The organism is Halobacteriovorax sp. RT-2-3 (assembly GCF_047085075.1).
Classification (GTDB): Bacteria; Bdellovibrionota; Bacteriovoracia; order Bacteriovoracales; family Bacteriovoracaceae; genus Halobacteriovorax_A.
Genome location: NZ_JBKIYF010000001.1, coordinates 335462 through 359288 on the forward strand (window position 1 = coordinate 335462; position 23827 = coordinate 359288).

Here is a 23827-nt window from a genome sequence, read left to right on the forward strand (position 1 = left end):
TTGCATCATATATCTCTAAGAAATCATTGAGAGAGGTATATGGTGTTAAAATCTAAGTTTTTACTAGTTATTCTTTTGACAGTGACTATTTTTTCGACACAAGTGCAGGCCAAGCCTATGCACAGTGGTCCAATTAATTCTCGCGCCGATGAAGAATGGGGTAATGAAGAAGCATTAGTTTCACTTAAATGGCCTCTTAAATTTCTTCGCTATGATCTTCAGGACTTACTCGTTGGAGATGGTAAAGGTAGCTTTAAAGAGATCTCCAAGATTGACCTTGATCCAATCAATAGAACTTTTCACCTTGATGCCACCGTAAATATTCCAGACTCGATGCTTTTATCGATGGAAGATAAGGCCGGCGATAAACTCTTAAATGAACACTCAATCTCTCTTGTACTTGGCTTTCCTCCATATGTGCGTGGACAATATGTTGAGTTAACAATAGAGAAATTTGTCTTAGATGACGTTGATTATACAAATGGTATGCATATTGTAACTAATGTAACTGCGGCGCTTTTAAGAAATCGAAGCTTACTCAATTACTTCATGGCCGATGATAAGGCCCCTACAGATTATTCTGATGAAGACCTTTCTAAAACAATTAAAGATTTATTTGATAATGAAGATATCGTTTTAAAGGACAACCGAGTTCGTCTGCGTTTCAACTTTATGAAACTCTCCGGCCTAACACGTTACCGTGATCTCGAAAATCTTCAAGTTTGGTATATTGGCCCAAAGAAATTAAAAGGAACAAAGCAAGGAGCTTCATTTCTAATTGAAGGTGGAATTGGAAATCCTTCTCTTAGTTATATCAAAGGGATGAAAGAAGAAGGAAAGGTTGCTGCTGATGAGCTTAAAAAACTTCGTGAAGCAGAATATAAGACATATGCTTTTAGCGCTGATACTGAGCTAAGACTCTCCAAAATGCACTCAAGACTCCTAGAAGAGACAGGTATTTATAATTGGAATGATCGCGAAAGAATGATTATTAACGAAATTCTAAAAACGTCTATTACAAAAGCAAGAAAGGCCCTAAGCCTAAAAGACCTATATTTTATTGATGAGCCACAACTGGCAAATATCAAATTCTTTGAGCAAGCAGGCGAGTTTTTAAGAGTCTCTATTGCTGACTTAAAGCTTAGACATGCAGTTGATTGGGAAACTCGAAATGGAGGCCGTAAAGGCTCAGAGATGCCTTTTGTAAGCTCTCGCATCTCACAAAATGCGGTTTCACAATTCACAAATTTCTTTCGAGACTTCAAACTAATTGATAAGGAGCCACTATTTAAAGAATTGAATGTTGTACTAGCTCCGCATCTTCCTGGAATCATCTTAAGAGGACGTGTAAATCTTGAGCTAAACTCGCTATTTGAGATGGGCCTTGAAGGTGAAGGAATTGATTTTAACAATCCAGATATTCGCCTTGATAGTAAGACTTATGGTAACTCTGTTCCATTTGAAATTTCTTTATATACATATATGAGAGATAAGGGTGTTTTAGAGCTAGATATTAAAGATGCGACACTTGGTAGTGGAAAAAATAGCGTTCTTCTTACTCCTAAAACTGACAAAGGATACTTTCTTGAAGAGTTCACAAAGCTTGCAACAGCAAATATTTTAAAGACGTACCTAATTAGTGATCCCCTTGCGACAAAAGAAGATGAAGTTGTAGTTGATGAGGCAGAAGTAAAAAGAAAGCTTATCGAAAAACTTGAAAACTTCAAAAATAACTTTCAACTTGCACAAACTGTTAAGACAGAAGAAGAAATCATAGCGGTTAAAAAGCTTGATCTTCAAAGTCCATTTAATTCGATCCCTGAGGAGATGACCGAAGAAAACTTAGTTGAGTTCTTCAATAATATCCTTGGAATTGATCGCCGTACAGGTAGACTTCAGATCAATCTTGATCCGACTATTTTAAGTGAAAAGATTCTCTATGCTCAAAATAATGTACAAGTTTGGAATATAGAGCCAATCTTCGATAAATTAATGGATAAGACCTATATCGATCTAGCAATTGGTCACGGTGTAAGAACAAAAGACTTCTTATCAAATATTTATAATCGTCCAGAAAAGAAAGATAGCCTAAATTTTGTAGGTACTTCTGGTGATTTTAATAACGAAGGACCTACTGATTACTCATTTAAGATAAATCTTAGAGAATTCGAATCAATGGTAAACTCGATTCTTACTGCCTCAATTGCTCCACAAGTAAAAGAGGCCAAGGCCCAGCTTGCATCTCTTGAAGAAGGAAGTGTTAATATCCTTGAGGATCTTACTGTAAGGTCACAAGGTGATAATCAGCTATACTTATCAATTGCCCTAAATCAAGTTGAAAAGAAGAAGCGCTGGTTTGGAGCAAGAATTGTTAACAATATCTTTGGTAACGAAGACAAGAATTATGTTATTGAGAATAATCGCTCATCAATAAGTGCAAGAATTAAGCTGCATGCTGTGCCTTTAAAAGACTATAAGAGTGATCTAATTGCAAAGAATCAGGATGAAATCTTTTTAGGAAATACTCTTCTAAAGATTGAATTAGAATCAATTGGTCGCACGGCAAAGAATCCTGGACTATTCGGATCGGTTTTAAACGCCATGATAGGGGATGTTAACCTTAAAAATGGCATCGTAGGCTCTAACCTTAAAAAGCTAGTCCTTAAGATTGCAGGGCCAATGCTAAACCCTACAGATGAGAGAAATGGTAATGCAACTCTAGCGGGATTTGCACTCAATAATTACTTAAAAGTATTTACGACTAAAAAAGATATCTTATTACAGCTTAATCCACGTCTTGCAGGCCCAGTATGGGATCTACTACTTGTCCAAGACCAGGACTTTAAGGGACGTAAGATTGGAATTGGTGTGGATTATCCAAGTGAGACAATTAACTTTGACTTTAAGATGGTCTTTAACCCATCGACAGTTGATAAGCATGAGCTTTATTTAATTATGAAGGAAGCAAGTGAGATTTCCCAATCAGTAAAAGATGGTAAGATTAAATCGACTGCAGACTTCTTAAAAGTTTATGATCGTCTTTTCTATAATAGTGACATCACAAAGCTTTCACTTAAGCATCGACTGATTAAAGTAATTGATAGCTACAATGCGCTTTCTGTTTTGAATGAAGAAGAGACTCATGCTGATAATTACTCAACAACTGGAGCAGAGCTTATGCAAATTGCCACAGCGGCAAAGGTTTTAAGAGATGCCTTAACAAGAGTAAGTGATCTTAAGCAACCAAAAGGTATTAGCACATATGCTAATAATGCACATAGAGTTTTAGCTGAGCTTGATGAAAGATTTATTGGGCCTTATTATCGACTTTATAATAAGCGCTACAAAGAGAACAATCTTAAAATCATAAATGCACAGATTACGGATTGGACGCTTTACATCCTTCCTGATGCACTCTTTGCACAGAAGGCCTTTGAGTTTCTTGACTAGATATCACAAAAATCTAGCGAGTTGACTCTCCAAGAATATAATTTAGACCGAGAAAAATACTTTCGCGATAGCCTCTTTTAGTTAAGGGGCTATCTTCTACCGCTCCGGAATACTTCGTATACGAATAGAAGCTATTTAAAACGTATTTCTTTCCAATAGGGTAATTAACAATAAGCCTAGCACTTAGCTGATGAGAGGCCCCTGGAGTGTATTCAGGACGATCTGCACGAGCTTCAGCACTTGAGACACCAAAATAGTAGCGACTCCAATTGTCGCTATACTGAGAGTATGTGATACCTGGAATAAGAACGATCTTTTCACCCTTCCAAGGCTCAATTGGGAATGCCTTAGAGACTGAAACATAGTATTTGCTAGCTTCAGAGCGGCCACTAATATCGTGCGTATAACTAAATCTCGTCATAAACCACTTAGATGGCAGAATAAAGGTTAGTCCTAAATCAAGGGAGCGATCTCGCTCACGAAGTCCGTCATTATATGTACCAGCTTCGGCCTCGACTTTGTTAAAGTCTGGAGTAAGAGTTAGGCTTGTGAGAGGAAACAAGCGAAAGCTTGCTGCAATCCCACGAAATGAAAATCTCTTATAATTGTAGTTAATTGAGGGAACAACTGGGATATCGAATTGATCCCCAACTTTATAGAGAGAAGACGAGAAACTTGTTCCTAAACCAACTTGATTTGTTGGCGGCGGTCTCTTATCTCTTTGTCTTTCTAACTCGTTGATCCTCTCGGTTCTACCATTAGAAAAAACAGGGGCCGAAATAATAACGGCCCCTAATGTGATTATTTTGAAAAATAATTTTTTACGACTTGGCAAACGTACTCGCATTCTTCTTCCGTGATATAGGCGAAACATGGCAGGTTTAAAACTGCTTTACTAATATAATCAGCATTTCCGTGATCAATTGATCCAACACTATGGGCAGGAGCACCTTCTTGCTTGCTCATTGCACCTGGATAAATTGTTCCGAAACCTACATTTGCTTCTTTTAAAGCAGCTGATAGCCCATCTCTAAGCTCTGGCTCAATTAAAGCAACACTACAGTATCCATTTTCTCCTACGTGAGCTGGAACATCTTGAATCTTAAGAGGAAGCCCCTGAAGATTCTTGCGGTAGTATTCAACAGCTTTACGTCTTGAATCTAGTCTTGCATCGATATGCTCAAGAGATAGGTTTAGAAATAGTGATTCATAAGCACCAATTCTTGAGTTCCAACCAATTAGGCCGTGGCTATAGTGACTTGTACGTCCGTGGTTAATTAGAGTCTTACAAGTGTTAATTAGCGTTTCATCGTTTGAGAAGATTGCACCTGCATCCCCAGAAGCTCCAAGAACTTTTGCTGGGTAAAAGCTTGTCGTTGAGATCTTAGCTGTTCCTAGAATCGACTCTCCATTGATTGTCGTTCCAAAACACTGAGCACCGTCTTCAATAAGCATTACGCCATTATCTTCAGCGATTTTTCTGATTTCCATTGTATCTGGACATGCCCAACCATATAGGTGAACAAGAATAGCTGCCTTAGGATTGAATTTTTCAACGGCCTCTTTAAAAGTATCTTTATCCCAGTGTAGAGTTTCACGGCTAACATCAACAGTTGCAGGGTTTGCACCTACGTTAACAACTGCCTCAAAAGTCGCCCAGAAAGTCATATCTGGAACTAATACAACGTCGTTTTTTTCAACGCCACTTGCTCTTAGAGCAATCTGGATTGCATCTGTACCGTTGGCACAACCAACTGCGTATTTTGCACCAGTCTTAGCTGCTAGCTTCTCCTCAAGCATATTAACCTGAGGTCCACCAATAAATTGTGTGTTATCAAAAAGTGTTTCAACGCCTGAAAGGAATTCATCACGAAACCCGTCTTCAAAGCGATTTAATGTAATAAATGGTACGCCGTTAACTGACATATTTCCTCGCATTTTTAAGTAATTACAAACATTATAGGGGAAAGAATATGACTTAGGAATAGCGAATATTGTTAAATTTGGGTCAAAAATAGGGGATTTCAAAGGCGATTTCAAGCTGAATTTTCAAGGCCTTACGGCCCAACTTTAATCAACAAAATCTATACACCACTATATATAGATTTCAACATCACTCATTGCGTTCAGATTATCTGTTATATAAATAAAATGAAAACAATCTCATTAGCTATTATTTCTCTAATATCAACTAATATCATGGCCTCTAGTGCGATCACGACGGAAAGTGAGTTTCGTGAAGTCATTGAGAGCGTCCTAAGTATCTACGACCAGAAGTTACCACAAGGCAATCAGCGCCAAGTTGATATTAACTGGGAATCTAAAACATTAAATGCGTCAGTTGGTTACAAGAGAAATTCAGAATCTGTGCGCTTTAGCTTTCACGGAGAGTTTGTTCGAAAAAACCAATTAACAAAAGATGCTTTTGCTCTTGTTGCTTGTCATGAAGTTGGCCATATCATTGGTGGTTATCCGAAGGTTATGCCGACCCAAAAGTATTCAAGTGAGGCGCAGTCTGATTACTTTGCTACTAATGAATGTTTAAAGAAATACTTTGCTTTAAATAACTCTGATAGCTTTGAGCTAAATGGTATTAGCGCTGAGAATCTTTTAGAGTGCAAGCAAGATAAATCATGCCTAAGAGGCCTTGGTGCCATTAGAGATGCTTCAGTCATTTATCCTGGAAGTAATATCAACGCTAAGTCAGATCATGTCTCAAAAGTGACAATCTTTAATGATTACCCACAAAGTCAGTGCCGTGTGGACACGCTAAAAGCAGGCCTTTTAAATCAACCAAGGCCAAATTGTTGGTTTAAGTCTTATCAAGCTGAGCGCTATGAATATCAGTATGACTATGAATATGAAGAGGCCCAAGGTGTCGCAGAGATTACTGAAGTAACAGCAACAGATTTCGGTTGTCATATTCGTACGAAATACCCCGATGTATGGATGGGAAGTTACTTAAACCCGCTGTCAGAAAGCGAATTATTACTTAGAGGCGTGCGCTACGTAGGTACTAATTGCAAGTATCAAGTAGGGGATACACTTAGTGGTGCCATGACCCTATTTCGTGGGAATTTATACCTAAATCTAAATCCAACGGATAAGTAAATCTTAAGTTTTCTTAACTATTAAGATCGCCCCCATTTGCATAATAATTGTTAAATATTATTTACAGTTGGGGGACAAATGAAGATTTTAACTAAAATCTCTATTGCATTAACATTAATTTCAGCAGTATCAACAATCGCAGCAACCGTAGACTTTGGGACAACGAATCACATTGCATTCCGTTGCCAAGTAGATATCTTTGAGAAGGTTGTTAATCCAGTCTCATACCGTGCATATGCCGGAAGACTTATTAATTCAGTATTTCACGAACAGTACAATAATATCACAGGCCCAGACCTAAAAATGCTTATGGATTATGGCAATGGGCGCGCACTTTTTTCTAATGTAATTATTGGTGGAAATGGCTATTTCAAATGGTCTGTTGTGGAAACCGATGATCATGCAATTGATATATTAGATGCAAAATGGCCTATTTCGGCCCGTGTTCTATACAGTCCGAGACACTTTGATCGTGCCAAAAATGGAAAAGCAATAGGAGAGTCAAACGACCATCTCTATCGCGTTGAATGTTTTGAAGTAAAACAAGCACCTGGTGACGACGATATCGTTATTGGTGTCTAAAATAGTGATTGAAAAATCCCCTTCTTTTATGAAATAATTTTTGCTTACTTATTGTTTTATAAAAGAAGGATTTTTCATGAAACTTTCCCTGGTCATTTTAGCAGCTATTTTTAGCTGTTACTCATACGGCTTAAATTTTCAAAATACACAGCAAAATACCTATGAAGCTGCGACTTTAATTGGTGGTGTTGGCATCAAATGCGACAACGGCTCAAATCAGGCCGTAAAGGCCTTCGGATGTAAAACACGACATCTATATCCCGTAAGATTTGAAGACTTCATTGTGGGGCAAAATTTAGAGGCCGATAAAATCGTCGTGTCATACACGGACGAAAAAGGTCGAAATAAATCGAAAACTCTCCGTTACGATATGACTAGTCAGCGCACGAAAACTTCAGTCAATCTATGGGCAAAAAACCTTCGAAAAAAACCTGTGCTACACACGGGCAAAAATATCATAAAAATGAGCGCATATTTCAAAGGCCGTTTAGTTGAAGAAAAAACACACGAAATCTTCGTTGAAGATCTAGGTCAAATTTCATGTGGATCACAGATGTTTATCTCACGTGATATGTCAGATTGTTTCTCAGCGGCCAGAGCATGTGAGAAGCTATATCAACTGACAAATTTCTGTCGTTAAAGCTTGTTAAAATTTGCCTAGATGTATGAGGCGATATTTCAAGATATAATCATTATCATAAGTTATAATATGGTCTTACCCCATATAACTGATATTATATGATATAAAATATTTTCCCCTATAACACTTAAGCCCGTCTGAAAAAGTCACTCTCTAAATGCTTTATATCCATAAATTATTCTATGTAATTCATTATATTTTTTATCTGCGTCTTTTTGTTTCTTAAAAGAGCCTCCATGAATTTGTAAACAAGCCTTCCACTTTTTTTGTTTTGTACAAAAATTACTTCCAAAAGTATCGCCAGAATTTCGCTGACTTCTTCTTAAATGATTTTGCTTATGTGATACCCATTCTAGATTCTCGTAGAAATTATTGGCCCTGTTACCATCAATGTGATTTACACTATCAAAGTTACCAGAGTTTTCTACATGAAATAAAGCAACTAGTCGATGTACATACATGGTCTTACTTTGATTATTTGTTAGACTTAGGGAACACTGCTCATATCCAGCTCTTGTTATCCACGAGCTCAAGAGCTTAGACCTTCTTTTACTAAATATAGTCCCATCTCTATTTACAATATATTTAGAGGAAATTTCTTCTTTTAAATTATTTAAATTTTCAGTAGCAGCTGAGTAATTTTTCTTTTGTTTTCTTAATCTAAGAATATATTCAGCTACACTGAAAATTTCAGCACAGAAGTCTTTCTCATCTGTAAACATAAGTTTATGTTCTTCGTATAAGCATGTTAGTTTTTTGTATAGGATGTCCTTTGAGTCATCCATATCACCTCTCTTGATTGTATGAATAATGAAAGAATACCAACGCTTTTTAAGAGATTCAAAAACTAAGAGTATAATTTAGTTTATATTTCGCCTTGAAAATTTGCTTTAGGGGCGCACCCTAAATAAGCAGATTGAATACAACAACCCTTACCATAGAATCTCTATAACTGAACTCTCTGGCCTTGCCTATGTTGTTTGCTTGACTTCTTATTTTGCAAAATTGTTATAACTATAAATGTTAGCCCAACCAAAATGCTAAATATCATTTCAATGTACTCACCTGTTTTTGGATTAGATGGCCTTATTAGATAAATACCTGAGACCGTATTGTTTATTCCGTGTAAAACAGCACAAACCCAAATTGAATTAGACTTTATTTTAAACCACCCCAGGGCAAAGCTCATAAAAATAATAATTAAAGGGAAAGTAATAAAAGTAGTCAGAAAAACGTTCTCTGCACCATTTACACCTCCTAGGTTTGCAGGAATATGCCAATATGCCCAAATCAATCCAACGAGAAGCGTTCCCTTTAAAAAGCCGTACTTAGTAGTTAAAGTATCTTGTAAATACCCTCTCCATCCAATCTCTTCTCCAAGAGTGGCCATAATTGTTGTTGGAATAGTTCCAATTAGAATTGTTATAAATAGATTCAAAGCAAGGAATGAATATGACTGCTCACCTGTCCCTAGCATTAAACCAATCTTTTTAACTTCAGCTATTCTGGAAAAATCGGGACTCAAAACAAAGCTTTCGCTATTCCATGCCCCTAAATCAAGCATATAAAAACTTAGCTGTGACAGGATGTATGGCGTCAGTGCAACGATAGGCGTGAGTGCCATATATTTAAAAGAAAAAACTCTTAGATTTTTAATAACGTCCTTAGCTTCTTCACCAAGTCCCAGTAGGCCAATCGCAGGAGTCCACATCGCAATAATTAGGAATAAACTATTCTTGTAATAAAGAAATAATCCCTGACAAAGAAAACCACTAATAAAAGTAATTAACAAAAATTTAAAAAGCTTCTTATCTTTAATCATAGAACCTGAGTAACCATATTGCATCGAACAAACCCTTTCTTCAGATTCTCTTTCAATCTTGTTGTACTAACTAAATCTGTTACGGAAGAATTATCTTCAGCATATTTAACTGCACAGCGGGTAACTTTCTCACCTTGTGATTTACAAAGAGCTGCAGTATCAAAAAATTGAGTAATAAGTTTTCCAAATGATGATTCGTTAGAGATATTTCCGACACACTTCACTGTTTCATAATCATACTCATGGCATAACATTAGATTGTAATTAAAACCGTAAGTCGAAAGAAGTGAGCTTGTCGTAACTGCACATTCAATAGTTTCACCTGAATACTTCTTACAAGTCGTTAAGTTGTCCTTAAATGAATTAGGTATCCATATTGAGTTATTATCAGATAAATCTAATGAGCAGTTTATATCTTCTTGGCGCTCGTTTGCGCAGTAGCTTACAGCTTCTTTGATATTTAAATTTGAAACTTTTTTATTCAGGTCTTTCCCGCACTCTAGTTGATCACGTGTGTAATTTAAGCATAATTCAATACCCGCTTTAATATCTCGTGGTGATAGATCTACCCCACACATTATATTTTCAATATCTAGTGAATATTCTCGGCAAAGATTAAGCGCCTTTACTTGGGAAAGTTTCGTGTTACTTGCTGTGTTTTTAAGGATCTCAATTGAGCAATCAAATTGTTCCTGTGTTACCTCGTTTACACTTGAACAACTGTCTTGTGCTACGATACGCATCGAAAACAGTAATGAAATTGTAACTATAGAAAATTGCATAATTTTCATGAAACACTCTCCTAATGATAAACATTTAGAGAGTGATACTATTTTTATTGAAGTAGATAAATACGACCTATAATAATTACTTTCCTTTGATAGTGAATTTCATCCATTTTTTATCAGGAACTCCACCATTTATGATTGTTTGAAAGTCTTCGAGTCTAGAGTTTGTGATCTTTGCACCAAGATTAATCGAAGGCAACTCTGAGCTAACGATACCAAATACTTCATAATCATGAGAATTTTGGTTGTATCTAAGAAGTGGCCCTCCAGATTGACCTAAATAAGTATCACACTCAAACTTAATACTACTTCTATTAAAGAAACGATTTTTAACCTTACAATCTTTTTGAAAGTACTGAGTTCCTATTATTAGATCACCAGGATAACCAATTGTCAGAATTTCATCAGTCTTTTTTGTGGGTCCATCAGCTGTCATCTGAAATTCACCAAGTAGCCTACCAGCAGATTCACCACGAGAATTCTTTTTGATTTTTAAGATCGCAATATCAGTATTAGGATTTACTGTTTCTAAATCTTCTTCGAAATATTCCTTTAGAATATAGGCTTGAGTAACAATGAAGCCACCTTCGGGCGTACTCTCACTCGTTAGCTGCCCAGGATAAAAAATAGTATCAGTCTTAAAGTATATTTTCAGACTCATAATACAATGAGCGGCCGTAATAACATAATCATCTGCAATGAGAGAACCTGTACATGTAGAAGTACTAATAGAATTCCTTAAGGGAATTGTTGAAACTAACTGGCCAACTCTATTGCTTAAACTGCGGGGGAGATTATTTGCACTTACTCTTCTATCATCCTTACCTATAACACTATTACCTGCAATAATTTGATTATTAGTATTAATGCTATCTTTTCCACAGCTAGTACTTAGAATAGCAAGCATGAGTAATGGTAGAATTTTTAACAACTTAGACATATAACTTCCTCAATTTTGTTAAATAATAGCGTATTACTTGATTACAATGATATCTATTGAAGCTTTTACTGGTACTGTTAAATTAATATACGACCACTCTCCTTACTAAGAGCGCTTTATTAGTGATAAAAAAAGCAGAGAAAAATCTCTGCCTTAAATATATCGTTTAGAATTTTATTTCTTTCTATTTACACACATCAATCGAACGATATTTCTCGTAGTCTGAATAAGCATCGCCATAACTCGAGTAGCATTTTGCGTTTAGCGCATTCTTCTTAATTGAACCATCGGCCGATAATGTAAAAGCAATAATTCGGTACTCATCACAAGTGTATTTACCTTCAACGGCATTCATATCATTACCTTCAAAAATTCCACAATTTAATGGAAATTGGTTAAGCGCCTGACTTGCAACAACGTTAAGTGCACAAAATGTCGAAATTAAAACTAATAATTTTTTCAAGTGGGACTCCTATTAACTAAAATTACAATATTTTATTTACTATGCCAGAATTCCTCATCCCAAAGGCCATATTTGTAATATATTTAACGATGTCCATAAATTTAACGGCCTGTCTCCCCTACAAATTCTTAAACTCAATGGCAGTATATCCATTGAAATCTATATTCATTACGTATTGGTTTCGTGTGACATATTCGCGGTAGTCATCACAGTCATCATAAATTTCAAATTCTACTTCATTAAGTTGTGCAATAAACTCCAGTGATTTATCTAATTTGTTAGTGATGAAATCATAAGCTTTTTGCGCTAGCGAAGGCTCCATAAATTTCGACTGAAAGAAGACCTTTTCATCATTAACTTGTGCCCAAAATACGATATTTGATACATTAGTGTAGACGCTCTTGATCTGCAGTCTTTCACGATAAACTTTGGCCGTTGTGAGATACCCTGGTCTAATTGAAACTATATACTCATTATAACCAAAACAGCCTGATGCATATGCATTTGTAAAAGTTAAAAAATTTACAATAAATAAAGCGGCCAAAACCTTCATAAACTCTCCTATTAGTTACAAGTTGAAGTATTTATAGTTGAAACCACTCAATAGATATAATATATAATAAATATAATTATCATTCTTAATATGAATAATAGGAAGTCTTATGGAATTAGGTCATTTGAAACATTTCTACTATGTCGCTAAGTATGGAGGCTTCACAAAGGCGTCTAAGAAGCTCTACGTCCAGCAACCATCGATTAGTAAAACAGTGGCCCTATTAGAAGATCAGCTTGGTGTGAAACTCTTAAACCGTGAAAAGAGAAAGACGACCCTGACTGATATTGGCCAAGAGATCTATGCCAAATGTGACCTTATTTTTAAAACAGTTGAAGATATCGAAAATATCGCAAGTGATGGAAAGTTTGAATGTTCAGGCCCTTTAAAGTTTTGTGCCAGTGAGCCGATCTCTGCACACTTCGTCCCGCGAATCTTAAAAGAATTCCTTAGTGAATATCCGCAGGTACAACCAGCGTGTTTTACAAGTTTCTCATCTGACTTATTTAATAAGATTGAAGACGGAGAGTTTGAATTTGGACTCTTTTTTCATACTCCAGAGATGGCCAAATACGCCCACAAACTTGAATTGGAGGAAATTGCATCAATCCCCTATGATTTAGTTATTAAGGCCTCTGAACATAAGAATTTGAACGTTATACGATCATTCATTGGCTCACGTGAAGTAGATGATGTGACAACGAAGAAATACCCGACAATTTCTAAGATGAATAAGGACTATAAGAACGTTAAGATTACTATCTCATCAAACAGCTTAACGTCACACAAGGAAATGGTCTTACAAGGCCTTGGGGTTTCAATCCTGCCGTCAATTATGGTTGAAAAAGAAATCAAGGCAAAAGAGCTTAAAAGATTATATCCAAAGGGGACATTTCACTTCCCTCTTAAGCTTGTCACAAAGAAGAATCACTTTCTTTCACGAAATGCACAGGCGTGGATTAAGTGCTTAAAAGAACAATTATCAATCATTTAAACAGCTTGAAATAACTTGGTAGCCAGCAAGAATGATATCAAGTCTCCAGGCCGATGCTCTGACAATCTTTATAACCTGCTTCTTATCTTCCTTGCTAAGTTCACAGTAGCCTGCACTCAGATAACAAGGAACGTGGTGAGAGATGGCCGTTTTCTTGAACTCTTTACAACTAGACTCAGAAGAAATGTCATTCATGCCCGAGATTAGGCAGGCCTTAACATCCTGAATCCATTTCTTACCCTCTTCAGAAAACTTCTCAACCCTAGAATCGAATTTATTGCAATATTTTTGCCCAAAGGCCAAGGGATAACCACGCTTTCCACATACTCGCTCTTTTTCTATACAGCTGTAATACGCACAGTCGTCACTTAGATCAGCACAATCATTTGCAGCAAACGAATGCGTGGCCAAAAAAATGGAGAAAAAGGTGAAAATGATAGATTTCATCATCAGTAAGTAGCAAATTAATCATCGCTTAGTAAACTTAATGAAAAGTTTATATTCTCTTTACAAGATGGCCTATGCAAAAAAGATAGCTAGAGCAAAGGCAACTAACAAACTAATGACGATTGCTTCAAAGAAGTAGTTCTTCTTTGTCTCCGGTGCCTTAAACTCACCTGTTAAACGAAAGTGTGAGTCGTTGATATTGTTTATCACGTATTGAATTTCCCCTAGAGGTGTAATTCCTGTGAAGTCATAAAGAACTTCTCGGTTTTCACAAATGGCCGTGTATGGAACTCCACGAACACCAAAGTGATCCGCAATCTCAGGACTCTCCATGGTATTTACTTCATATACATTCACGTCTGGATTATTCTCATTTAAGGCATCAAAGACAGGTGCCATTGTTTTACATGGGCCACAAGTGTCAGAATAAAACTTGATAACGAAAACGCCTCTTTCACTAGATACAACAGATTCAAAGTTTTCATTATTTATTCTTTTTATATTCATAAAAGCACCACCCTGATAAATTCAATCTTACTATAACCATTCACATTAAAATTTACAACAAACTTAATTGGATATAACAATTTGTATTCAGGTGGCGTCTACCTTCTATTTACAGTAGAATAGTATTTTTAACCTACATAAAGAAAAGGCATATATTATGAGAGGGACTTTCTTCTTAAAACCATTAGAGTTGAATTTAGAGCTTGCTGGCGAGAGCTGGCCCCAGGGCGAGCAGATAAACGGAGATCTTACGATTAAGGCCCATGGTGAAGCCGATCTATCAAAAATAGGCATTCACCTGTGTGAAGTGAATATAAAGAAGTTTAAGGCCAAGGACGAAGCGGCATTTAAAGTTATTGAAACAGTTGAAGCAAGCGGTGAGCAGACAAGCTTTAGTTTTAAACTAGCTGAAAATTGTCTTATTACAGAAAAAGCAACTTCTCTTTATGTTATCTGTGGAGATATTGATACACCATTTGAGTGTGGGCATCTTCAACTTGATATCCTTCCAAATAAGAATATTTTGAGCTTCATTGAAATCTTTGAAAATTTTCTTAAATTCAAATTTAAGCCCCTTAAAAATAAGGCCGGAATGATTCAAGCAAAAATCACTCCACCAGATATAAAAGACTGGACAAGTATTCAGACCATGAATCTTGGAATGTCTTGTATTGATAATATTCTTTCACTCGATTTCGCTTTTAAAGTGAAGAAGATGTCATACGAAGGCGGCGCTGTGGAGACGAAAGAAGTTAAGATTAACAATAAAGTTGAATTTAAACCTAAGGATTACATCCTTTTTGAAAGTACACTAAACCAAGATTTCATTACTGGAGAGTTAAACAAAGTTCTTGATGAGGTAAGGTTTAAGCCGGTTATCTAATAAATGAAATATGGCCACTGATGTGGCCCTTTTTTATTTCGAAGAAACCTTCATGCAGTTCTTACTTTCATAATTCTTTTTAACGGCTATAATCTGACCTCTAACACTAGCAAGTTCAAAGGCTTCAACGCCATCGCCTTTTCCTATGCCTCCAAACATGAGTGCTTGGCTATAGCTATCATCAACCCTTCTTCGTTGAGCATCAACAAGAACCTTCTCATGCTGCTTTAATCCGCCATACTCACTTACAAGCATCTTGCAATCAAAGTTTGCGTATTTTTGTGGTGAAACATAACTTGCTTTTACATGCTCTGGTTCAGTCGACATATTTGCACAGCTTGTAAGCAGAAAAAATAGAACGATCTTTTTCATAACTCTCCCTATTCAATTCTTTTGTTTTATATCGGTGTAAAGTCACCAATTAGTGAACGATTTCAACACCTTAAGAATTATTCGAGAATTACTTGGTAAGCATACGAATTTATTATTTTGTGATTTGTACCCTTGTCCAATCTTTGCATTGGACGAAACTTGATTTTGAAATCAGGCCAGTTTTTGAATCAATTGAGAATGATTTTCCATCACCAATATATTCATTTTTGGTTTTACTCTCAATTAGAGTAAAGGACTTATCACCATATTCGGCCTTAATAGAATTATAATAGCTCGTCTTATAAATATTCATTACAATTTCAGCGCGGTTTTGCTTGCAGATAAGGCCATAAATTTCATGAGGCCTTAAAAGATCCCACTTCGTTTGAAGATATGAAATTCTGTATTTGTAATTATGCTCGATACAAGAGTAGAGATTGCGATCTTTCCAACAATCATTGCGTCCTTTGCCCCAGCCCCTTTGCATGGCCTTAAGCCTTTTCAATGAAGTTTCACGCCCTTCATCTAATGCTTCAACTTTACGAATTGAATCCTTATAGACGATGGCCATATGACGATCATGATTAGCAAGTTCGCTCTTTTCACATATTAATGTTTCTGCCTTATACGTCGCTTTTTGACAGTCAAAAGTTGGGGCGATTGGCCCTGATGCTTCACGTGTCTTAGCTATTGGAAACGTGTACTCTTTATCTTTATACAAAATCTTGCAGACCTTTTTATAGCACCCAAGATTCTTTACGACCTGTTTTTTGCCTTTGATTTCAACCTCAAGATAGTCTGGACCTGATGCTGTTGCAAAAGCGTTGTCATTGAAAAAGAGAACGGAACAAACAAATAATACTTTCTTCATTCCTATATTTTAACATAACTACTCGTACAGCTAGATACTTTTTCATTTACATTTTCGATCTAACTATAGAAAATTAGAGCAACACGATTACACAAGATTTATGAGACAATTACTATTACCTTTTTTTATATCACTGCTTATTCAGCAAGCTCTTGTTGCATGTGAAATAAGTATAAAAAATTTTAGCTTCGACTATATCGATGAAGTTTCTCTTACAAATGATGAATGTCGTCTCATTAACAATAGAATCATCCAGCTAAAGCAGGAATTCCAACTAACAAATAAAGCCCAAAAACAAAATCAAGAAAAGTATATCAGCAACTCCGAAACCATCAGCCTTCAGATTCAACAACTTCGAATTAATGGCCAGGTTTACGGACAAGTCTTGATCGGTAAGTTTTTACTCTAGGGGCGCGGGTACCAATCGAGATATCGGTAAATTACATCGTGCTTATTATATGTATCACTATTTCCTGCTCAAACAATGAACAACAATCGAAAGTAAATCGAATTTCTAGTAGTATTTTTGTTCTTATTCAGGAAAAAGTAGGAAGATTTGAGTTAAACCTATCTCTAAGTACTGGAAATCTCCATTGGTACCCGCGCCCCCTTAAGGAATGAGACCAATTTTTCGCTCTAGGCTTCTATCATTTTGAAAGAATTTCACTTGGCATCGGTAAAATTCAACGACTGTGTTTTCCATCTCAGGATAAACACTCTCCTTTAAGTAGCTAATTAGCTCTAGTGCATTCACTTGCATATCAGGCTTGTCCTGAACGTACTTAAAGTAAATTATATCTTGCACTTTCTTGTAGCTGATATCGAATTTAATATTCTCTGCTGGTTGTATATTCTTATTACCATCCATGTGAAGCCTTAATAAGATTGAAAATTTCCAATAACCATTTTCATCTAATCTTACGGCCCCATGTGGAGTGTAAGAAACATCTTCATTAATTGGAGAGTAGTATTCTCCTTCATCCTCTTCACTAAACTGAATAGTTGGGACAAGCTTAATAAGATCGTACTCACTCTCTGCAATACCCAAATGACTTTTAAAACCTTTAAACAAAGTTGCTGCAAAATTTGAGGCATCATCATGGGTTTTAAAGAAGAGCTCTCGAGATTTCTTATATTCGCTACATAGATCCAAGTATGACATGAAGGGTTTATCGGGATCGTTTAAACATCTAAGTACTTAAATATTCTTAAAAAAGTGTAAAGCTTACACACTTTTTGAAAACGTCACCTGATGTAAATGAGAGAAATTCAGCTATCGATTATTTTGTCCTCACGTAAAAACAAACAAACAAACAAAACATGATTATAAAAACGAGGAGAAAAACATGAGAAAATTATTATTAGCACTAGCATTAGTATCAACACTTTCAGCATCTGTTTCAGCTAATTGTGTAGGAATTTATGAAAACACTACAATCCAGCACAATGAGAAAGCTTCTAAAAATGTCTTAGCAGTTATGGGCAGTGAGTATAAAGATATGTTCGAATTTCTATTGGCAAGTGGAGATGCATACTCAATTATTGTATCGCCACTTGCTGCAGTATTGGTATCACCAATTGTTCTTTATAAGTCGATTCATTACAAAGGGACGTATAAATTCTACAAGAGATTTGTGTCGACGATGAACGAAAATAGTGAAGATCATAAGAAAGATTTTAAAAAGTTTAAACGCTCAGTTGCAAAACGTTTTAAAATTTCGAATGAAGAATTCCTTGGTGTATTAAAGGATCTAAATGACAGCAGGTCACTTTGTGAAGGGTATAAGAGAAATACAGTTTTAACAGAAGAAGGTATCGCTTACTTAGAGTCAAGAGGCTATAAGACATTTCTTCAAGCAGCTCTAAACGGAAAAAGAGATCCTGTAACATTTAGAGAATTACAATCAAATCCAAGATACTTCACAGTTGTTTACGGCGGAGTAATTGATGCATATGATTTTAAAAAGATCGTAAGAGCAGAAATTGAAGCTCGCGGTTACGAAAAATAATTAATAAATTAAATGGCCTCGACTTTAGCTCGAGGCTTCTTCGTCTTCTTGTTTATCTAGATAATTCACAATATTTGCAATTTCATTAATCTTTTCTTTTCGACGCTTATTATACAAAAAAGTCATACGCGGGTCTGAGTGCCTCGCATACGTTGCCTGATCCTCAAGGCTTGCTCCGTTCTCATAGAGATTACCAATGCCTGTAGCACGTGATGAGTGGGGCGAAATCTTATGCTTGATTCCTGCAAGCTTTGCATATTTTTGAAAGATCTGATCGATGGTATTTCGATTAAGAGCTTTAAGCTCATTTGCCTTACGGCCAGAGGTAAATAAAGGCTCATTTTCAAGAAATTCACGGCGAACTCTAAAGACTTCCATATAGTGTTTAATGTCACTAAAGGTTTCATCAGAGATGTAGACCTTTTGTTTCTTGCCACCCTTACTTCGTACATGAAGGTAATTGCCAATATTATCACTAGCAAAGTCCCCTACTTTTAACGCAATTAATTCTGACTTTCTAAGTAAGGTATAGAACATCACACGTAGAATCGTATAGTGAAGGACACCACTTAGATTATAGCTACCATCGCGGTTGTTTTGATTAACACTCTCAAAGAGGTCCATAACCTCAGGTGCACTAAGATCATTGGTTTTAACTTCCATGACAACTTTAGGGCGAAAGACTCCAGTTGCTGGATTCTTATAGCAAAGCTCTTTTTCAACTAAGAAGTCAAAGAAGCGCTTTATGGACGACAGATGTCTTGCCACCGTGGCATCTTTTAGTTCTTCGTTTTTTAGAAGATGGTCTCGGTAGGCCGAGATATGCCTCTGGGAAACATCAGATAGGCTTGAAAAGGTCTCAAATCCTTTTAGAAACGTTAGAAACTTTTTTAAGTCTCGTCTATAGGCATCTCTAGTATGAGCAGAATTAGACTTGGTTAGAAAGTCTTCAAAGATATCGTTAATTTTTGCATTCGATCTAGCAGGCCTTATGGCCCTTGACCTAGAATAGCTTACTCCAACCATTACTGAAACGATCCTTTATCAACTGTATGCTTATAACTCTTAGACCATGACTCTAGTGCTTCTAGAAGGTTTTCCTTAGGCGAGATAACCCATGTATTAATTTGGGCCAATTCTTTCTTTGTAAAGGCCTCTAAAAGGTCATCTTCATCAAACATATATTCGAAGTGAAGTCTCTTAAAAATATGGCGTCCTTTAAGGACACGCTCTTGGTAGTGCTGGGCCTGTGAGATACGGCCATGTTTCTTATTAGAGATTAAAAGCTCTGTATCATCAATGATTAGATCAAAAAGGTTTCTAAGCTTTGTTAGGAGTCTCTTCTTACGAATAAGCTCCTTATCATATTGCTCAACTAATGCCTTTAGAATTGTCCCAAGTCCTGGTTTCTTTCTTGTAATCTTTGAGGCCACAAGATCGTAGGCCCAAGAAATATACTTAGACTTAATCATGAGAGTCTTATGGATAACTTCATCATTATTATGCTTTTGGGCAAATTCACTCTGATTGCTTCCACTAGATAGAACAATCATATCGTATTCATCATATGTCGGTTTTGTATTATCGATTAAAGGTGTCGATGCTTGAGACGTCCTTCCAGACAGAGATCTAAGCTGTTTCATAAGCGCTCCTTGCTTATTTTAATTTTATCATTCACATGGGTCATATATCAATTTTTCCCCACGTCGATTTCTATTTTTTTATATCTAGGCATAACTCCAATTATGCCTACATATACTACATGTTACTTTAAACCTAAAAACATGTCATGTTTTTGGAATCAAAATTTGTCACGGTAAATATTTTTAAGCGACATTAAAATTATAGCAATAGACACTATTGTTACGATGCAATCTTGTCTTTAGTCGATTTAGTTAGTGCTTTTCTTTTTTTCTTCCTTCTTTTTCTACGCCTTTCTTTTTCGGCCATGATCCTTTTGTGTCTTTTATGTAACACTAGAATTAAAAGTAAAACGCAAATCAAAGAAAATTCTTTTTTGTAATGTAAAATAATATTTATTACCAAATTTAGATTTTGATTATCACCATCACCGAGAACTGATGCGATATTTCGTCTTTGCTTTTCTTGCTCTATACGTTCTGGAGTAAACATAGCAAATCGATCACGATATTGTTGTGTAAGACTTTTTTGTGCATCAGATTTTGATAACTTTGATAGTGTACCTAGTACATTATTTCCATATTGAATTGCGGCTTTATCAAAGCTCATGAAGGCATAGTTATAAACAACACTTAGAATAAAGTTTACTGACTCGTAATCCTCCTTAACTTCCTTAACTTTAAAGAGCATTTTCATTTTTTTGTAGAAAACCGAGATTTCTTCTTTTTGATTATTTTTAGCGAAGTAATGAGCAGCAGTGGCCATCAAATATGTTTGATAAACAGGATCATTCTCTTCTGGATTCATCTCTTGTGAAAACTCTAATAACTCCTTATCCTTCTTTAGAGCTATTAAAGTATCTACCATCTGTTTATTAAAAGCATTTACATAGTAAGTATATTCAGGGTTCTTGAAAGCGAGGTTTAAATTCTCATATGCCTCATTATATCTTTTAAGTTTATTTAATGACTTGATCAGACCAAGGTATGCTTTACCAGTTTGCCTAATTTTCAAGCTTTTTTTGTACTGAGTAATTGCCAATTCATACTTCTTCTCTCTTCTTAGATGCGCTCCATAGTCAATGTGAGCATAAGTATACGCATCAACTCCATATCCGTTCTGTTTTATCTCATAGGCTTTCTTTCCCCACTTTATAGCATTTTCAAAGTCCTTTTCATCAGCATAGCTATACTTCATACTTATAGCGCATCTCTGGTAGTTGGGTCTTAGGCTTAAACATTGTTTAAGCTTCTCTCTAGCAAGTTCAAACTTTTTCAAGTAAACGTAATTAATACCAATATCACTATAGGCTTTATAAAGCTTTTCATATCGAACTTCATCGACAATGCTCTTTTCGAAGTAGTCAATCGACTTCTGATAATCCTTCTTATCCTTATAAATCTTTCCGATGAGTGCATAGAACTTATTCCTATCTTTTGGATACTTTTCAATCATCTGTTTAGCAACAGGTATCATATCTGCTTTTGGTGTTAAACGATGTGTTAACCAAATCTTCTCAACAATTGCATCAGTATAATCAGGATCAATCTTAATGGCCTTGCTAATAAGGGCGTCGGCATATCTAATTTTTGCTACATCAGCTGGCCCTCGAACAACAGAAAAAGATTCATTTATTTTAGCTGCATGATAAAAGGCCTCCTTATTATTTGGATCATCATTTATGATACCCATTAACAATTCTAATTCCTTAAACCCACCACCATCTTTTTCAGCTATTTTACTTTTAACGTATTTTAAACGTTCATCGACATTCATTTTTGCAACTTCAACGAGATCACTTTTTTTAATTTCTCTATTCATTGATGTAAACTTGGCAATATCTCCAAAGAAGCAATTATCTATTTCAGTATTAAGCTTATTGTGTTCTTCACTTTTAATATCAGCTCTGCTGATCACATTTTTTTTAACTGTATAACTTTCAAAAAGACTAAGAGTATTGTTTTTATAATTAATCTTGCTTTCGTAATCGATCCATTTCGATCTAATTAAACAGTTAGACTTGTTGAATTCTCCGAGTTTTGCATTATTTATTGTAATATTTCTTTCAAATGAAATTTTTGGCCCAAGATACCGTGCAAAACTATGCTTACTCCAAAATGCCTTAGATAATGTCGTCAGTGGCTTCGCTTCCTTAGTGCTAACAGGGACACCATCCTTATCACTATCAGTTAACACATCTTTATATGAAAAACTTGCTTCTACATCTTTATTGAAACTATACTTATCGACATCTAGGCCTTTAAAATCAATCTCATTTACTGTATCGATATCACGCATAATACCGACAAGAAATTTATTCACCAAAGTGTCTCCACCTTGTTTTTTTATCTCACTAAGTAGAAGTTTATTTGAACCAGTAAACTTAACTTTTCCATTTACAGCAAAGTTTAGGTCATCAAAAAGATCGTAGTTCTTATCAATACTAATAAGATTATCCTTGCCATTAATCTCAGGAATACTGTGAATAACATCTTTTTTGTCCCAAAGAACTAGTGCTTTTCTGTCTGCGATATCATCACGAATAGATAGGCCGAAAGAGCTAGGGTTAGTTGGATCAACCCAATAAGATTGACCTTTATGCTTTATGTGAACTATTGCATGGTTAAATGCACTACTTCTTGGAAGAGTCATGTCTATATATTCACTGCGACCGCTGGCACCACGCTTTACAAAAGCTGTATGTGCTTCGTAACCTAATTCTCGTAATATTTTAATGACACTAATTGAGAAGTCTTTACAGTCACCGTAGCCAGAAGAAGCGATATCTTTGAGTGATCGTGGTACATATCCACTCCCAATAGCACGCCAATCACCAATGTAATTGAATTTCTTAGCAATTTCGGCAAGAATATAATCAACTTGTTTTTCCAGTCCATTAATCTTACTTGCGTTATCCTTTATTAATTTTAGATTTTTTGGTAACTCATCTTTTAAACGATCCTCATACTTTTTATAATAAATTTGAGAATACTTAGACCAATTATCAATAGAGCTTAAGACCACCCAATGAACATCCTTATATTCCATAATTGCACCATACTCGTTAACTGGAACTGTAAGTAATGGTTTCAACTGAACAATCTTTACTTTGTAGATCCCGTCTAATTCAGTCGTTTCAACTAATACAGAGTCTGAAGGATCATTTTCTTTAATGTGAATGGGAACCTGTGAGCTTATTTCAACAACTGAGTTTTGTTCTAATATATTCATTCCATAGGTAAATACATTATCGAAAAAGTTACGAGGAATTTTTGTTTGTTTTGTATAAACAACCTTTAGCTTTGAATTCACCTGAAGATTAGGAATAGGAATAGCATAGTAGAAATTAGAATTTAGGCCATCATTTGATTGTGATGCAGGTGTTCTTTGTGCCTTAGAGAGGTCTACTGAAACCTCTTTGCCCTTGTTCGTAACAGTAATAGAATGAACATCAAGATTTACACTTAGTTTATTATATGGAAGTTTAAATATTTTAAAATTTTCGATCCCATGAGTATTTAAGATCTCATAAACAAGAGTATGTTTCTCTTTTTGATGACCTGAGCTTTTAATATTGTAATCTGAGTGACTATCAAGGATCTGATAACTTAAATCTTTTTTTATGGCATATCTAGCAAATGAGCTAAACCCAAAACATGATATAAATACAATAATAACTATGTAAACTCTGAGTTTCAAACCGTCACCTCTCTGTAATTACTACTACTTATCGGTGAAACAACAATAATTATTA

At 35.7% G+C, this 23827-nt stretch carries 24 protein-coding genes; 8 read left to right on the forward strand and 16 right to left on the reverse strand.

All coding sequences use genetic code 11. From position 1 onward, the window contains the following. Positions 1–81 precede the first annotated feature (81 nt). Positions 82–3450, forward strand: a complete 3369-nt coding sequence (locus ACMAYX_RS01500; RefSeq protein ID WP_412471425.1) for a hypothetical protein — start codon at positions 82–84, stop codon at positions 3448–3450. A gap of 13 nt (positions 3451–3463) precedes the next feature. On the opposite strand, the gene ACMAYX_RS01505 is transcribed toward ACMAYX_RS01500, so the two are convergent. Together ACMAYX_RS01505 and ACMAYX_RS01510 are read right to left on the reverse strand one after the other, a co-directional pair. Next, a complete protein-coding gene (locus tag ACMAYX_RS01505) occupies positions 3464–4297 on the reverse strand; it encodes a MipA/OmpV family protein (RefSeq protein ID WP_158246817.1) in 834 nt (277 codons plus the stop codon). Further along, on the reverse strand, positions 4252–5376 hold the full coding sequence (locus ACMAYX_RS01510) for a DegT/DnrJ/EryC1/StrS family aminotransferase (protein ID WP_392991962.1): 1125 nt from the start codon (positions 5374–5376) through the stop codon (positions 4252–4254). The genes ACMAYX_RS01505 and ACMAYX_RS01510 overlap by 46 nt, the downstream gene beginning before the upstream one ends. Before the next feature lie 225 nt (positions 5377–5601). On the opposite strand from ACMAYX_RS01510, the gene ACMAYX_RS01515 reads away from it, so the two are divergent. The 3 genes from ACMAYX_RS01515 to ACMAYX_RS01525 all read left to right on the forward strand — a co-directional run bounded on the left by ACMAYX_RS01515 (position 5602) and on the right by ACMAYX_RS01525 (position 7783). Next, positions 5602–6561 carry a hypothetical protein gene (locus tag ACMAYX_RS01515; RefSeq protein ID WP_412469544.1) on the forward strand — a complete coding sequence of 320 codons (960 nt, stop codon included), beginning with the start codon at positions 5602–5604 and terminating at the stop codon, positions 6559–6561. 78 nt (positions 6562–6639) lie between these two features. After that, positions 6640–7143 (forward strand): hypothetical protein, encoded by a 504-nt coding sequence (locus ACMAYX_RS01520; protein WP_103217226.1) that lies wholly within the window; start codon positions 6640–6642, stop codon positions 7141–7143. 76 nt (positions 7144–7219) lie between these two features. Then, positions 7220–7783, forward strand: coding sequence for a hypothetical protein (locus ACMAYX_RS01525; RefSeq protein WP_412470630.1), 564 nt, complete (start codon positions 7220–7222; stop codon positions 7781–7783). A gap of 146 nt (positions 7784–7929) precedes the next feature. Here the strand turns inward: ACMAYX_RS01525 and ACMAYX_RS01530 are convergent, their stop codons facing one another. The 6 genes from ACMAYX_RS01530 to ACMAYX_RS01555 form a co-directional block, all read right to left on the reverse strand. After that, positions 7930–8568 carry an HNH endonuclease signature motif containing protein gene (locus tag ACMAYX_RS01530; RefSeq protein ID WP_412471426.1) on the reverse strand — a complete coding sequence of 213 codons (639 nt, stop codon included), beginning with the start codon at positions 8566–8568 and terminating at the stop codon, positions 7930–7932. A 161-nt stretch (positions 8569–8729) separates the two neighbouring features. Continuing rightward, positions 8730–9605, reverse strand: a complete 876-nt coding sequence (locus tag ACMAYX_RS01535; protein ID WP_412471427.1) for a CPBP family intramembrane glutamic endopeptidase — start codon at positions 9603–9605, stop codon at positions 8730–8732. Next, positions 9602–10396 carry a hypothetical protein gene (locus ACMAYX_RS01540; protein ID WP_412471428.1) on the reverse strand — a complete coding sequence of 265 codons (795 nt, stop codon included), beginning with the start codon at positions 10394–10396 and terminating at the stop codon, positions 9602–9604. Before ACMAYX_RS01540 ends, ACMAYX_RS01535 begins: the two co-directional genes overlap by 4 nt. Before the next feature lie 76 nt (positions 10397–10472). Then, a complete protein-coding gene (locus ACMAYX_RS01545) occupies positions 10473–11333 on the reverse strand; it encodes a trypsin-like serine peptidase (protein WP_412471429.1) in 861 nt (286 codons plus the stop codon). Between the two features lie 184 nt (positions 11334–11517). Then, positions 11518–11796, reverse strand: a complete 279-nt coding sequence (locus tag ACMAYX_RS01550; RefSeq protein ID WP_412469549.1) for a hypothetical protein — start codon at positions 11794–11796, stop codon at positions 11518–11520. A 118-nt stretch (positions 11797–11914) separates the two neighbouring features. Beyond that, positions 11915–12349 carry a hypothetical protein gene (locus ACMAYX_RS01555; protein ID WP_412471430.1) on the reverse strand — a complete coding sequence of 145 codons (435 nt, stop codon included), beginning with the start codon at positions 12347–12349 and terminating at the stop codon, positions 11915–11917. Between the two features lie 109 nt (positions 12350–12458). Here ACMAYX_RS01555 and ACMAYX_RS01560 point away from each other — a divergent pair, with 109 nt between their 5' ends. After that, positions 12459–13343 carry a LysR family transcriptional regulator gene (locus ACMAYX_RS01560; protein ID WP_412471431.1) on the forward strand — a complete coding sequence of 295 codons (885 nt, stop codon included), beginning with the start codon at positions 12459–12461 and terminating at the stop codon, positions 13341–13343. Here the strand turns inward: ACMAYX_RS01560 and ACMAYX_RS01565 are convergent. Beyond that, positions 13332–13754 carry a hypothetical protein gene (locus ACMAYX_RS01565; RefSeq protein ID WP_412471432.1) on the reverse strand — a complete coding sequence of 141 codons (423 nt, stop codon included), beginning with the start codon at positions 13752–13754 and terminating at the stop codon, positions 13332–13334. The genes ACMAYX_RS01560 and ACMAYX_RS01565 overlap by 12 nt on opposite strands. A gap of 108 nt (positions 13755–13862) precedes the next feature. Then, positions 13863–14297 carry a thioredoxin family protein gene (locus ACMAYX_RS01570; RefSeq protein ID WP_412470637.1) on the reverse strand — a complete coding sequence of 145 codons (435 nt, stop codon included), beginning with the start codon at positions 14295–14297 and terminating at the stop codon, positions 13863–13865. A gap of 157 nt (positions 14298–14454) precedes the next feature. On the opposite strand from ACMAYX_RS01570, the gene ACMAYX_RS01575 reads away from it, so the two are divergent. Then, positions 14455–15180, forward strand: coding sequence for a hypothetical protein (locus tag ACMAYX_RS01575; protein WP_412471433.1), 726 nt, complete (start codon positions 14455–14457; stop codon positions 15178–15180). Positions 15181–15213: 33 nt separating this feature from the next. On the opposite strand, the gene ACMAYX_RS01580 is transcribed toward ACMAYX_RS01575, so the two are convergent. Continuing rightward, positions 15214–15552, reverse strand: coding sequence for a hypothetical protein (locus ACMAYX_RS01580; protein WP_392991941.1), 339 nt, complete (start codon positions 15550–15552; stop codon positions 15214–15216). Positions 15553–15664: 112 nt separating this feature from the next. Further along, entirely contained in the window at positions 15665–16423 is a 759-nt protein-coding gene (locus ACMAYX_RS01585; protein WP_412471434.1) for a lysozyme inhibitor LprI family protein, read from the reverse strand. A gap of 100 nt (positions 16424–16523) precedes the next feature. Here ACMAYX_RS01585 and ACMAYX_RS01590 point away from each other — a divergent pair, with 100 nt between their 5' ends. Then, complete coding sequence (locus ACMAYX_RS01590; protein WP_412471435.1) at positions 16524–16832, forward strand: hypothetical protein; 309 nt, start codon at positions 16524–16526, stop codon at positions 16830–16832. A gap of 201 nt (positions 16833–17033) precedes the next feature. Here the strand turns inward: ACMAYX_RS01590 and ACMAYX_RS01595 are convergent, their stop codons facing one another. Continuing rightward, positions 17034–17585, reverse strand: coding sequence for a hypothetical protein (locus ACMAYX_RS01595; RefSeq protein ID WP_412471436.1), 552 nt, complete (start codon positions 17583–17585; stop codon positions 17034–17036). Positions 17586–17769: 184 nt separating this feature from the next. Between ACMAYX_RS01595 and ACMAYX_RS01600 the strand changes: the two genes are divergently transcribed. After that, complete coding sequence (locus tag ACMAYX_RS01600; RefSeq protein ID WP_412471437.1) at positions 17770–18432, forward strand: hypothetical protein; 663 nt, start codon at positions 17770–17772, stop codon at positions 18430–18432. Positions 18433–18456: 24 nt separating this feature from the next. Here ACMAYX_RS01600 and ACMAYX_RS01605 read toward each other — a convergent pair whose 3' ends face one another. The 3 genes from ACMAYX_RS01605 to ACMAYX_RS01615 form a co-directional block, all read right to left on the reverse strand. Continuing rightward, positions 18457–19458, reverse strand: a complete 1002-nt coding sequence (locus ACMAYX_RS01605) for a tyrosine-type recombinase/integrase (RefSeq protein WP_412471438.1) — start codon at positions 19456–19458, stop codon at positions 18457–18459. Next, entirely contained in the window at positions 19458–20075 is a 618-nt protein-coding gene (locus tag ACMAYX_RS01610) for a hypothetical protein (RefSeq protein WP_412469558.1), read from the reverse strand. Before ACMAYX_RS01610 ends, ACMAYX_RS01605 begins: the two co-directional genes overlap by 1 nt. A gap of 220 nt (positions 20076–20295) precedes the next feature. After that, the gene (locus ACMAYX_RS01615; RefSeq protein ID WP_412471439.1) at positions 20296–23772 is read right to left on the reverse strand and encodes a DUF3857 domain-containing protein; all 3477 of its coding nucleotides are present in this window, start codon (positions 23770–23772) and stop codon (positions 20296–20298) included. Positions 23773–23827: the final 55 nt, after the last annotated feature.